Source organism: Streptomyces sp. NPDC007971 (assembly GCF_042958635.1).
GTDB lineage: Bacteria > Actinomycetota > Actinomycetes > Streptomycetales > Streptomycetaceae > Streptomyces.
In genome coordinates, this window is the sequence record NZ_JBIBJK010000001.1 from 568,924 (window position 1) to 581,234 (window position 12,311).

Genomic DNA, 12,311 nt, shown 5'->3' on the forward strand with positions numbered 1-12,311 from the left:
CGGCACTGGCCTCCTCCGGTGCCTCAGGAGCTTGGGGGATCGCCCCCAGGGCGGGCCGGACCCCACGGTGCTCGGGGTCCGGCCCGTTCCGGGTGTTCAGAGCGCTGGGGCCGGCTCCCGGGCCGGGGCCCAGCAGCGGATGATGTCGCGGACCGAGACGATGCCGGCCACCTCGCCGCGGTCGAGGACGACCAGGTGGCGGAAGCCGCCGTGCGCCATGGCCCGGGCCGCCTCCTCCAGGGTCCAGGTCGGGGCGGCGAAGACGACGTCGGTGGTGGTGTGGGCGTGGGTGCGCTCCGTGTCCGGGTTCTGGCCCAGGCCCACGGAGTTGAGGATGTCGCGCTCGGTGAGGATGCCGATGCCGCCGGCGTCCGGGTCGAGGACCACGGCGGCGCCGATGCGGCGGGCGGACATGAGGGCGGCTGCCTGACGGAGGGTGTGGGCAGGGCCGACGGTGAGGACCACTGTGCTCATGGCGTCGCGGACGAGCATGACTGGAGCCACCTCCTACGAATCTCCGGAACGTGCAGAGATTCACAAGTTCACAAGTGGGGGTGGCCTTAGAGTGCCAGGTAAAGCGCAGGTCAACAAGAGGGCGCGCGAAGCTGGTTGAGGGCGTGCGCAGCTTTCCCGTGCTGCTCAGCAGCGCCGGTATGGAACCAGCACACCAGTGGCGTGCGGCGTTGTTCGATGCCTCACCGGTGAGTCGGGCGGTTGACGCCGATGGTCGTCCTGGGCCCCGGACGGCCCGCCGTCGGCCCCGCGCGGCTGTGCCGGCAGATTCCAGCGGGCCGCGTCCACCCCCTGCGGTCTGCAGTTCTACCTCCGCCTGCCACTGCCGGAGGACCCCTGCGGGAAGGAAATCCAAGTGCCGGACGGCGGGGGAAGCACTACGGTGAGCCTTGTTCAGGTGCGAGGGCTGCGGCTACTTCGCCTCTCCAGCGGGTGACGCGGGTTCGAATCCCGCCGCCGGCGCCACGCCGGTGTCGTCTAGCGGCCGAAGACGCCTTACGCCGCCGCCGACTTCGATCTCTGAACTGCTACGGCGCGAACCGCCCGTCACGGGGGACACCTGCGGGCGGCTTCGTCGTGCTCATCCCACCCACGCCGCCGTCAGGCACCCTCGGTGGCGCTGGTATGGAACCGGCGCACCAGTGAGGTGCGGCGTCGCTTCGAGCCCGACTGGTGCGCCGGGAGGTTGTCGTCGTCGGTCCTCCTGGGCCGCCCTCGGACAGCCCGGAGACGGCCCCGGCCGGGCGGGGCGGCAGATCTGCAGACCACGCGGCGGAGGGCGCATGGCCCGGCCTTACGGCGGCCCGGCAGCCGGACGCCCCATGGATGCCCGACTGCCCGGCAAGCGACAGCAAGCCTGGTTTCCCTGGCCCGGCCTGGCAGTCCGGCAGGTCCCGGGCACGAGCGAGCGGGGATGTCGCGAAGCAATGTCGCGCGGCGTGCAACCCGCCGTGAGTGTATGGGAGTACCTACGGGCGGACGTCCAAGCCGCGGCCACCGCTCCCGGTGATCGCTGCAGGTCGGCACGCGGGCCCAGCGCGCCGGCCGTCGAGGACCGCCCGGCGTGGTGTCGGGCGGCAGCTTTGAAGGAGAAATGCTCCGTGGCTCTCAGTTTTGCCAGGAAGGCAGCCATGGCCGCCGTCACGGCCGCCGCGCTCGCAGGGATCTCGTTCGGTGCCTCCGTGAGCGAGGCGGCGTCGGGCCCGGCCGTCCACCCAGCGTCCGCACCCGCCTCCGTCGTTGCCAAGCGGTCTGCTTCGGCTCACCGGCAGGTGCCGCAGGTGGTCACGCAGGTGATCGGCAGGGGCCGAGTGGACGGGCACCGTTGGTCGGTGGCGCTGGAGTTCCACCGGACGCTGCCCAAGGGCTACACCCTGCCCACACTCCCCGACGGAACCACGGCACCGGGCAGATCACTGCTGTGCCGGCGCATGTACATCGGCGGCGTCCGTATCGACCACCAGGGCGGACCCTGGGCCGACTGCCAACCCGTCACGGGCACACACGACCCCCACGCCTCGGGCGAAATGGGACTGTGGGGGCTGCACGACAAGGGCCTCAACGGCACCCGGCTCATGGTCTCCAACCCCGAACCCGATGTCGCCTACGGCGTGGTCTCCCTCTCCGACGGCACCCAGGTCAAGGCCACCACCGTGACCGTCCCCGGCACCACCTACCGCGCCTGGGCCGCCCCCATCCCCGACGGACGGACCATCACCTCGGTCGACCAGTACGACACCCACCACAACCGGCTCACCCACGACACCAACTGGCACTGACCAGCCAGAAGAAGGACGGGCACCTCCTGCTGTGCAGCCAAGTGACCGCCAGGCCGCGGACGGCGGACCGGACTCGGAGTTCACCCGGTTCGTCACCGCCCGTTGGCGGGCCCTGACCCACACCGCGTACCTGCTCACCGGCGACTTCCACGAGGCGGAAGACCTGGTGCAGACGACGTTGACGAAGGTGTACCCGCATTGGCGGCGACTGGAGCCGGAGCGCGCCGAACACTACGTTCGCCGCGCACTGGTCAACAACAACCGCAGCCGGCATCGCCGCCGCAGGATCACCCACCTCCTTCTCCCGTCGCTGCCCGACACCGGCCCCGTCCACGACGACGGGGCCGGTGTCGGCGACGTGGACGTCTACGACGCCCTGGCTCGCGAGCTCGCCGCCCTGCCCGAGCGACAGCGGGCGGTCGTGGTGCTGCGCTACTGCGAGGATCTGTCCGTGGAGGAGGTGGCTGACGTCCTCGGCTGTTCGGTCGGCACCGTGAAGAGCCAGGCGTCCCGGGCCCTGGCCAAACTGCGCAGCCGGTCGACCCTCGCCCGCAACTACCCGCCCAGCCGCCCTGCAGAGGCACGATGACTCCAGATCACGGCCAAGAAGACTGGGCACGCGCCGCCTTCGCCCGGTCACGCGAGGCCTACCCCTCGTCCCAGGCCCCCGTCGACCAGATCCTGACCGCCGCGCGCGCCCGAAGGAAACGCCGCCGTGCCGCGGCTGTCGTGGCGAGTGCCGCCTGTGTCCTCGGCTTCGGCCTGACGGTTGCGTTCCTGAAGCCACCGCCTGACGCCGTCGCCCCCTCGCGCCTGCCCCCGCCCCCCGTGAGCTCCCCGGTCGCCCCGGCTCCCGTCCCCGTCAGTGTCCGGGTGGCCGAAGGGACGACAGACGGGCACCGCTGGTCGGTGGCGCTGGAGTTCCACCGGACGCTGCCCAAGGGCTACACCCTGCCCACACCCCCCGACGGAACGACGACACCGGGCAGATCACTCACCACGGCACCGGGCAGATCACTGCTGTGCCGGCGCATGTACATCGGCGGCGTCCGTATCGACCACCAGGGCGGACCCTGGGCCGACTGCCAACCCGTCACGGGCACACACGACCCCCACGCCTCGGGCGAAATGGGACTGTGGGGGCTGCACGACAAGGGCCTCAACGGCACCCGGCTCATGGTCTCCAACCCCGAACCCGATGTCGCCTACGGCGTGGTCTTCCTCTCCGACGGCACCCAGGTCAAGGCCACCACCGTGACCGTCCCCGGCACCACCTACCGCGCCTGGGCCGCCCCCGTCCCCGACGGACGGACCATCACCTCGGTCGACCAGTACGACACCCACCACAACCGGCTCACCCACGACACCGACTGGCACTGACCACTGCCGCCGGTAAGTCTGGAATCCTGCGTTCCAGCGGGCGACGCTGTCGCACATGGAGGCGCGACCACGGCCGCGTGTTCCAGACCTCGCGCGAAGGTCACCTGTGGATGTCGGCCGGAGCCGGCGCTTCCTGCGGATCTTGCGCGTCTTCTCCTTGGCTTCCCGCCGGTGCCGGATCGCTGAGATCGTCGGTCAGGGCCACTTCGGCGCCGCCGCCGAACCGCGCGGTGTAGTTGTACATGAAGCTGCACAGGCATGCCACGACGGTGCCCAGGAGGACCTCAAGTGCGACGACCACGGTGGCGACGGTCAGCGTCTGCGACGGCGTCGGCCCCTCGCCCGGGGCCACGATGTCCAGAACCAGCGACGTGGCGAGCACGGCGCCGAGGACGCACACCCCCAGGCCCCCCAGGAAGAGGAAGGTCATCAGCGTGACCGACCAGGGGTTGTTCTCGGATATGCGCATGCGGGTGGACCGGCGCGGCGGAGCGTGCGGGAGGGTGTGATCACGGGTCGGCGCCGGCCGCGGCGACTCAGGTGCGGGCGCCGTCGGGGTGGGCTCGCCGGTGTCGTGGCGATGCGGGACGCGATCCTCGGTGCCCGTTTGCGAGCCACGCTGAGGGTCCTGCTGCGCTTGGTTCGGCTCATGTCCGCTCCCTGGCTGGTCCACACCTGCGACGTTATGTGCAGGTGTGCGGCCGCGCACCCCCGACGATGACGGTGAGTGAACGGGAGGACAAGTGACGCTCCCGCTCCCACAGCAGGCCGACCCCCGCGCCGTCCGCCGTGTGGCCTCCCGGACCGGTACCTCACCCCCGACGACATCGTGAGATCTTCCTGTCAGCGGGGCATCTTCGCGAACCTCGACGCGATGCCTTCGGCGGCCGTCGACGACCGTCTGATCCCGGACAACCCGTGCCGGTCATGGTGCGTGAAGGCACCTGAGCCGGAGCCCCGCCGGATCGTGCCGTGGCGACCTGAGCGTGTGTTTTGGCGGTGCACACAGCCCTGCCCCAGCGCTATCAGGGGAAACGAGCAGGTCAAGACCTCAAGCGCCGTCAGTAGCGCTGGTTGAGATACCCCAGCAACTCGTCGTGCAGCAGGCCGTTGGACGCGGCCGCGTTGCCGCTGTGCGGGCCCGGGCGGCCGTCGAGGCCGGTGAAGGTGCCGCCGGCCTCGGTGACGATGATCGCGTTGGCGGCCATGTCCCAGAGCGACAGCTCCGGCTCCGCGCAGATGTCGACCGAGCCCTCGGCGACCATCATGTAGGGCCAGAAGTCGCCGTACGCGCGCGTGCGCCACACCTCGCGGGTCAGGTCGAGGAATCCCCTCAGCCGGTCCCGCTCCTCCCAGCCGCTGAGCGAGGAGTACGCGAAGGACGCGTCCGCCAGCTTGCCGACGCCGGAGACGTGGATGCGCGCCGCGGAGGACAGGCTGCGCCCCGCGAAGGCGCCGTGGCCCTGCGCGGCCCACCAGCGGCGGCCGAGGGCAGGGGCGGAGACGACGCCGACGACGGGCTGGAAGCCGCCCTCGCCCGCCTCCATCAGGGAGATGAGCGTCGCCCAGACGGGCACGCCGCGCACATAGTTCTTGGTGCCGTCGATCGGGTCGATCACCCAGCGGCGGGGGCCCGTGCCCTCGATGCCGTACTCCTCGCCGAGGATGGCGTCCCGCGGGCGGGCGCGCTGGAGCTGGCCGCGGATGAGTTCCTCCGCCGCCTTGTCCGCTTCGCTCACCGGGGTCATGTCCGGCTTCGTCTCCACCTTCAGGTCGAGGGCCTTGAAGCGGGCCATGGTGGCGGCGTCGGCGGCGTCGGCGAGGACGTGGGCGAGACGAAGGTCATCGAGGTAGTCCAGCATGTGAGGAACCGTATCGGCCGAGGTCGGCTCGGGGCTACAGGGGGCCTTCGTGACGGGGCGCGCGTCGCGGCTGGGAGTGGGGGCCCGGGGCTGGGGTACGGCTGTTGTGGCGGGTGGCGGGTGGCGGGTGGCGGGCGGCGGGTGGCGGGCGGCGGGCGGCGGGCGGGGTCGCGGGGAACTGCGTGATCACTCCCCCCGATCGGACCACCCGGGCCGCGACGGGCCGCACTTGGGCCGGGGAGCCGCATCGGGAACGCGCGTACGTGGGCCGACAAGGGCCGCACGCGGGCCGGGAAGGGCCGCACTTGGGGCGCGAGGGGCCGCCCCTGGGTCGTGAAGCCGTACTTGAGTCGGTAATTGCCGTAATCGAGCCGGAAAGGCCGTACTTGAGTCGGAAAGCCCGTACTTGAGCCGGAGGGGCGGCGGGCGGTGGGCGGTGTGCGGTGGGCTGTGGCGCACCGTGGCCGAAGCACGCCCCCTCGCACGCCCGGGAACCCTTGACAGTGCATGTACGCGCGTCAAATCTGGGCGCAGAGCCGCTCGCCCCAGGGAGGCGATGATGCCTGCAGCCCGGGAGTCCCTACTGGACGCCGCCTATACGGCCCTTGCGCGCCGGCCGTGGTCGACCGTGCGGATGGTCGACGTGGCCGCCGCGGCCGGGGTGTCCCGGCAGACGCTGTACAACGAGTTCGGGAGCAAGGACGGTCTGGCCAGGGCGCTGGTACGGCGGGCGGCCGACGGGTATCTCGCCGGCGTGGAGCGGGCGCTCGCCACGCACACCGATCCACGCGACCGGCTCACCGCCACCGCCGAGTGGACGGCGTCGGCCGCCCGGGACAACGCGCTGGTGCGGGCCATGCTCACCGGCTGCTGGAGCGAGCGCCTGCCCGCGCCGACGCTCGCCGCCGTGCCGTCCTCCTCCGCCGTGCCCGCGCAGCGCCGGGCGGACGGGCCGCTGCCCTCGCCCGGCGACTTCGTGCGGATCGTGCGCGACCGGGCGGTGACGGTGCTCGGCGGACCCGACCCGGCGAAGGGCGACGGCTCGGACCTCACGCGGTCCTGCGAGTACGTTGTGCGGCTCGCGCTGTCCTGCGTGGCCGCGCCGCCGGGAGAGGGCGGCGTCGCCGAGCTGGTGCGCGGCGCGCTCCCCAAGCAGCTGATCCAGTGCGCCGCGGGCCGCTGACGCCCTGCCGGTAGATGGCCCTGTGTCCTGTCGGCGCCTGATTCCGTGCCCCGCCCCCGGGCGATCAGAAGGCCTGCCGCCGTTGATCCGAGGGCGAGGGGTCACGGGCAGGTGGCGGGTGCTAGCGCGCCGAGCCCGACAGCTGGAGGCCGATGACACCGACGATGACCAGGGAGATCGAGACGATCTTCAGAGTGGACACCAGGTCGCCGAGGAAGACCATGCCGTAGATCGCCGTGCCCGCCGCGCCGATCCCGGTCCACACGGCATACGCGGGACCGACGTCGAGCTTCTTCAGCGAGAGGGTCAGCAGTCCGAAGCTGCCCAGCGCGAACGAGGCGAAGGCGATCGTCGGCCACAGGCGGGTGAAGCCGTGCGAGAGCTTCAGGCACACGGCGAAGCCGGTTTCGAGAATCCCGGCCACGACGACCAGCAGCCACGCCATGTGCTGTCCTCCCGTAGGTCCGGATCACCGGCTCGGTGCGAGTATGCACTTACCGGACCGGCGCCCCGGCAAACAACGCGGTGCTCAGTCGCCCTCCCTGCGCTCCCGCGTGGCCAGCAGCCGGCGCAGCGAGTACAGCCGCGCGGGGTCCGCATGCCCCTCCTCGACCCATGCGTCCAGCGCGCAGTCCGGCTCGTCGTGGCTGCACGCGCGCGGACAGCCCTCCGTGCCCGGCTCCAGATCCGGGAAGGCGAGGATCACCCGGGACGGGTCGATGTGCGCGAGGCCGAAGGAACGCACGCCCGGGGTGTCGATGACCCAGTCGTCGGCGCCGGTCAGCGGGAGGGCGAGGGCGGAGGTGGTGGTGTGCCGGCCGCGGCCCGTGACCGCGTTGACGTGTCCGGTCGTACGGCGGCGGTCCTTCGGTACGAGCGCGTTGACCAGGGTCGTCTTGCCGACGCCCGAGTGACCCACGAACGCGGTGATCCTGCCGTCCAGGAACGTGCGCACCCGGTCCGCCGCGTCGCCGTTCTCCAGCTCTTCGCGGCTGGTGACGACGTAGGGGATGTCGAGGTCGCCGTACAGCTCCAGCAGCTTGTCCGGCGGGGCCAGGTCCGACTTGGTCATCACCAGCAGCGGCTCCAGGCCGCCGTCGTAGGCCGCGACCAGACAGCGGTCGATCAGGCGCGGGCGCGGCTCGGGGTCGGCGAGCGCCGTGACGATCGCCAGCTGGTCGGCGTTGGCGACGACCACCCGCTCGTACGGATCGTCGTCGTCGGCCGTGCGACGCAGCAGCGAGCTGCGCTCCTCGATGCGCACGATCCGCGCGAGCGTGTCCTTGGCGCCGGACAGGTCGCCGACCAGAGCTACCCGGTCGCCCACCACGGCGGCCTTGCGGCCCAGCTCGCGGGCCTTCATCGCCATGACGGTACGGTCCTCGACGAGGCAGGTCAGCCGGCCCCGGTCGATGGTGAGGACCATGCCCTCGGCCGCGTCCTCGTGCTTGGGCCGGATGTTCGTCCGCGGCCGGTTGCCCTTGCGGTTGGGGCGGGTGCGGATGTCGTCCTCGTCGGTGTGCTTGCCGTAGCGGCGCATGGTCCCAGTCCGCCCGTCAGTTCCCCAGCATCCCGGTCCACAGATCGGGGAAGTCGGGCAGGGTCTTCGCCGTCGTCGCCACGTTCTCGATCTGCACACCCTCGACCGCCAGGCCGATGATCGCTCCGGCCGTCGCCATGCGGTGGTCCTCGTAGGTGTGGAAGATCCCGCCGTGCAGGGCGCGCGGGCGGATGTGCAGGCCGTCGGCCGTCTCGGTGACGTCGCCGCCGAGTTCGTTGATCTCCTTGGTGAGCGCGGCCAGCCGGTCCGTCTCGTGCAGCCGCAGATGGGCCACACCGCGCAGCGTGGAGGGGGAGTCCGCGAGGGCGGCCACCGCCGCGATGCCCGGGGTCAGCTCGCCCACGTCGCCCAGGTCGACGTCGATGCCGTGGATGGTGCCCGAGCCGGTGAACTCCAGCCCGTACTCGGTCAGTTCGCAGGAACCGCCCATCTCGGTGAAGATCTCCCGCAGCCGGTCGCCCGGCTGGGTGGTGCGGGCCGGCCAGTCCGGGACCAGCACCTTGCCGCCGGTGACCAGGGCCGCCGCCAGGAAGGGCTGGGCGTTCGACAGGTCCGGCTCGATCGTCAGGTCCCGGCCGAGCAGCGCGCCCGGCGTCACCCGCCACACGTTCGGCTCGCCGCCCGACTCCGGGGTGTCCACCTGGGCGCCGACCGCGCGCAGCATGTCCACGGTCATCCGGATGTGCGGCAGGGAGGGCAGCGAGGCGCCGGTGTGGCGGACCTCGACGCCCTGGTTGAAGCGCGGGCCGGACAGCAGCAGCGCCGACACGAACTGGGACGAGGACGAGGCGTCGACCGAGACCGGGCCGCCGTCCAGCGCCCCGCCGCCGTGCACGGTCAGCGGCAGCGCGCCCCGGCCGTCGTCGTCGATCCGGGCGCCGAGCGTGCGCAGCGCGTCGATCACACCGTTGAGGGGACGCTCGTACGACCGCGGGTCCCCGTCGAACCGGACGGGACCGTCGGCCAGCGCGGCCACCGGCGGCAGGAAGCGCATCACCGTGCCGGCGTTGCCGACGCCGACCGTGGCCGGGCCGTGCAGGCCCGTGGGCAGCACCCGCCAGGCCTCGCCGGAGCCGTCCGGGCCCACCCCTTCCTCGATCTCCACGCCCATCGCCCGCAGGGCGCCGGCCATCAGCAGGGTGTCCCGCGAGCGCAGCGGGCGGCGCAGCCAGCCGGGCTCGGAGGCGAGGGCGGCGAGGACGAGGGCGCGGTTGGTGACCGACTTGGACCCGGGCACGTGGACCGTCGCGTCGACGGCTCCGCTCGCGTGCGGGGCGGGCCAGAGGGCGGGCTGGGCGGTGTTCGGGGCCATGGAGCCACTTTATAAGGAGGCCAGGCGAGCGGCCGTCGCGATCCGCTCTGCGGACGTGGCACCTTCGCCGGGAGAGCCGTCGCCGGGAAGCCTTCGCCGGGCCCGCAGTGCCGACGGCTCCCGCCGCCTCCTGGGAGCCCCCTCAGCCCTGCACCAGCCAGCGGCCCCCGCCGATCACCGAGCACAGCGACACCGCGTGGAACAGGAACAGCCACAGGCCCGCCGGAACATGCGTCAGGCGGGACAGCTGGTCGGCGTCCGAGTCGCCCGCCTGGCCCCGGACCCGCTTGGCCTGGAGCTCGAAGGGCGGCCGTACCCCGCCGAACAGCAGGAACCACACCACCGCGTACGCGAAGGCGGCCTGCACCTGCGGGCCCGCCAGCCAGGACACCAGCACGAAGGCGCCCCCGGCCAGCACCACGGTCAGGACCCCGTACGCGTTGCGGATCATCACCAGCATCGCCACCAGCAGGGCGGTCGCCACCCACAGCAGCAGCGTGATGCGGCCCGCGGCCAGCAGGGCGGCCCCGCCGAGCCCCAGCAGCGAGGGTGCCGTGTACCCGGCGGCCGCCGTGAGGATCATGCCCAGGCCGTACGGCTTGCCGCGGCTGACCGTGAGACCGCTGGTGTCGGAGTGCAGGCGTATGCCCGTCAGCTGCCGGCCGGTGAGCAGTGCCACCAGGCCGTGTCCGCCCTCGTGGGCGATGGTGACGGCGTTGCGCGACAGGCGCCACAAGGGATGCGGGACGACCACGGCGAGCGCGGCGGCGGCGGTGGCGAGCACCACCCACACATCGGGGTCGGGCTGGGTTCCGGTGAGCCGGTCCCAGAGGTCGGGCAGCGCGATGGCGGCGAGGCTGTCCATGTGTCCGCGTGGCTCCCTGCGATCGAGATCAGTACGGGTCGGCGTGGGGCGCCGTCGTCGAGAGGTGGTGGTCGGGTGACGGGTGGGCCTGGCAGTGTGGCATGTATGTGCGGACGGTATGCATCCAGTCGTGGGCCCGAGGATCTCGCGGGAGTCTTCGAGATCGAGAAGTGGGAGCCCGAAGAAGCCTTGGAGCCGGACTTCAACGTGGCTCCGACCAAAGAGGTCTACGCCGTGCTGGACCGTCCCGTGAAAGACGCGTCCGAACCCCGTCCGGTTCGCCAGCTGCGCAGGCTCAGGTGGGGACTGGTGCCCTCCTGGGCCAAGACGCCCGAGGGCGCCGCCCGGATGATCAACGCGCGAGCGGAGACCGTGCACGAGAAGCCCTCCTACCGGCGCGCCTTCGCCGCCCGGCGCTGCATCCTGCCCGCCGACGGCTACTACGAGTGGGTCACCGGCACGCAGGAGCGGGAGCTGGAGGTCGAGGGGAAGAAGAAGCGGCCGCGCAAGCAGCCCTACTTCGTGCTGCCCGCCGACGGCTCGGTGTTCGCGATGGCCGGGCTGTACGAGTTCTGGCGGGACCGGACCCTGCCCGACGACCACCCGCAGGCCTGGTGGGTCACCTGCTCGGTGATCACCACCGAGGCCGAGCGGACCCCGCTGGCCGTCGCCCCCGCCGAGGGCCCGCACTCCCTCGTCGACATCCACCCCCGCATGCCGCTCATGCTCACCCCGGACCGCTGGGACGCCTGGCTGGACCCGGGCCGCACGGACCCGGACGACCTGCGCGACCTGCTGGCCCCGCCCGGGCCCGGCCTGATGCGTGCCTACCCGGTCTCCACCGCCGTCAGCAACGTCCGCAACAATGGCCCCGAGCTGCTGAAGGAGCTGGAGGCCCCGGAAGCGGGCACACTCTTCTAGCGTGATCGAGAATGCCAAGACCGACAGCGCGACCGACAGCGCGACCGACAGCGCGACCGACAGCGTGACCGAGAGTGTCGAGACCGGCGCCGGGACCGCACGCGTCACCTGGCACCGGGCGCAGAAGGCACGGCTGGTGCTGGCCGTCAGCCATGGGGCCGGCGGTGGCATCGAGGCGCGGGATCTGCAGGCGCTCGCCCGGGTCCTGCCGGGACACGGCGTGACCGTGGCCCTCGTCGAGCAGCCCTGGCGCGTCGCGGGCCGGAAGGTCGCGCCCGCACCGAAGACCCTGGACACCGGCTGGCGCGGCATCTGGCCCGCACTGGCCGCGCCGGGGCTCCCGGTGATCGCCGGCGGCCGCAGCGCGGGTGCCCGGGTCGCCTGCCGTACCGCCGTCGAACTGGACGCGCACGCCGTGCTCGCGCTGAGCTTCCCGCTGCACCCGCCGGGCAGGCCGGAGAAGTCCCGCGCGCACGAGCTGCTCGGCTCCGGGGTGCCCACACTCGTCGTCCAGGGCGGCAACGACCCGTTCGGGAGGCCGGACGAGTTCCCCGAGGGGGACTTCGAGCTGGTGGAGGTGGCGTACGGCGATCACGGGTTCGCCGTGCCGAAACGCGCGGAGATCAGCCAGGAGCGGGCGCTGGAGATCATCACCGGGGGTGTCGTGCAGTGGGCCGCGTCACTCGGGTGAGGCCCGGGAATGTTGCGCGGCGGAGTGCTGTTGTGGCGGACAGAAGCGCCGGAGCACCGGCACCGCCGTCGTGGAGAGGAAGTCCGCCGCATGGGTTCGACCATTTGCCCGAGCCGCAGCAGCCGCACTGACCTGGACTGGACGGTGCTGCGCGCGGCCAAGGCCGCGCCTATTCGGGCGGCGGCAGGCACGGGTCGTGTTCTATCCTCCGAAACGAGTGGGATCGGTTTCGGTCCCGCCCGGGA

General features: G+C 72.2%; 13 protein-coding genes. 6 read left to right on the plus strand and 7 right to left on the minus strand.

Annotation, left to right across the window (positions count from 1 at the left end):
* Positions 1-96: 96 nt before the first annotated feature.
* Positions 97-492: a CBS domain-containing protein gene (locus tag ACFZCP_RS02550; protein ID WP_362691920.1), complete on the minus strand. Its 396-nt coding sequence runs from the start codon at positions 490-492 to the stop codon at positions 97-99.
* Between the two features lie 1,151 nt (positions 493-1,643).
* Here ACFZCP_RS02550 and ACFZCP_RS02555 point away from each other — a divergent pair.
* From ACFZCP_RS02555 to ACFZCP_RS02565, 3 genes are read left to right on the plus strand one after another with little or no spacing between them, the layout of a single operon-like run.
* Positions 1,644-2,291 carry a hypothetical protein gene (locus ACFZCP_RS02555; RefSeq protein WP_391423344.1) on the plus strand — a complete coding sequence of 216 codons (648 nt, stop codon included), beginning with the start codon at positions 1,644-1,646 and terminating at the stop codon, positions 2,289-2,291.
* Between the two features lie 31 nt (positions 2,292-2,322).
* Entirely contained in the window at positions 2,323-2,880 is a 558-nt protein-coding gene (locus ACFZCP_RS02560; RefSeq protein WP_391423346.1) for a SigE family RNA polymerase sigma factor, read from the plus strand.
* Positions 2,877-3,671 (plus strand): hypothetical protein, encoded by a 795-nt coding sequence (locus tag ACFZCP_RS02565; RefSeq protein ID WP_391423349.1) that lies wholly within the window; start codon positions 2,877-2,879, stop codon positions 3,669-3,671. Before ACFZCP_RS02560 ends, ACFZCP_RS02565 begins: the two co-directional genes overlap by 4 nt.
* Positions 3,672-3,771: 100 nt before the next feature.
* Here ACFZCP_RS02565 and ACFZCP_RS02570 read toward each other — a convergent pair whose 3' ends face one another.
* Both ACFZCP_RS02570 and hisN read right to left on the minus strand, forming a co-directional pair.
* Positions 3,772-4,344, minus strand: a complete 573-nt coding sequence (locus ACFZCP_RS02570) for a DUF3566 domain-containing protein (RefSeq protein WP_391423351.1) — start codon at positions 4,342-4,344, stop codon at positions 3,772-3,774.
* 388 nt (positions 4,345-4,732) lie between these two features.
* Entirely contained in the window at positions 4,733-5,533 is an 801-nt protein-coding gene (hisN, locus tag ACFZCP_RS02575) for a histidinol-phosphatase (protein WP_391423353.1), read from the minus strand.
* A 556-nt stretch (positions 5,534-6,089) separates the two neighbouring features.
* Between hisN and ACFZCP_RS02580 the strand changes: the two genes are divergently transcribed.
* Positions 6,090-6,716 carry a TetR/AcrR family transcriptional regulator gene (locus ACFZCP_RS02580; RefSeq protein ID WP_362691938.1) on the plus strand — a complete coding sequence of 209 codons (627 nt, stop codon included), beginning with the start codon at positions 6,090-6,092 and terminating at the stop codon, positions 6,714-6,716.
* 121 nt (positions 6,717-6,837) lie between these two features.
* Here ACFZCP_RS02580 and ACFZCP_RS02585 read toward each other — a convergent pair whose 3' ends face one another.
* From ACFZCP_RS02585 to ACFZCP_RS02600, 4 genes are all read right to left on the minus strand, one after another.
* Entirely contained in the window at positions 6,838-7,161 is a 324-nt protein-coding gene (locus ACFZCP_RS02585; protein ID WP_391423355.1) for an SMR family transporter, read from the minus strand.
* 84 nt (positions 7,162-7,245) lie between these two features.
* Positions 7,246-8,256 carry a ribosome small subunit-dependent GTPase A gene (gene rsgA / locus ACFZCP_RS02590; RefSeq protein WP_391423357.1) on the minus strand — a complete coding sequence of 337 codons (1,011 nt, stop codon included), beginning with the start codon at positions 8,254-8,256 and terminating at the stop codon, positions 7,246-7,248.
* Positions 8,257-8,272: 16 nt separating this feature from the next.
* The gene (gene aroA / locus ACFZCP_RS02595; protein ID WP_391423360.1) at positions 8,273-9,589 is read right to left on the minus strand and encodes a 3-phosphoshikimate 1-carboxyvinyltransferase; all 1,317 of its coding nucleotides are present in this window, start codon (positions 9,587-9,589) and stop codon (positions 8,273-8,275) included.
* 142 nt (positions 9,590-9,731) lie between these two features.
* Positions 9,732-10,454 carry a M50 family metallopeptidase gene (locus ACFZCP_RS02600; protein WP_362691947.1) on the minus strand — a complete coding sequence of 241 codons (723 nt, stop codon included), beginning with the start codon at positions 10,452-10,454 and terminating at the stop codon, positions 9,732-9,734.
* Between the two features lie 105 nt (positions 10,455-10,559).
* On the opposite strand from ACFZCP_RS02600, the gene ACFZCP_RS02605 reads away from it, so the two are divergent.
* Both ACFZCP_RS02605 and ACFZCP_RS02610 read left to right on the plus strand, forming a co-directional pair.
* Entirely contained in the window at positions 10,560-11,375 is an 816-nt protein-coding gene (locus ACFZCP_RS02605; RefSeq protein WP_391423362.1) for an SOS response-associated peptidase family protein, read from the plus strand.
* Positions 11,376-11,439: 64 nt separating this feature from the next.
* Positions 11,440-12,066 (plus strand): alpha/beta family hydrolase, encoded by a 627-nt coding sequence (locus tag ACFZCP_RS02610; protein ID WP_362692465.1) that lies wholly within the window; start codon positions 11,440-11,442, stop codon positions 12,064-12,066.
* Positions 12,067-12,311 lie beyond the last annotated feature (245 nt).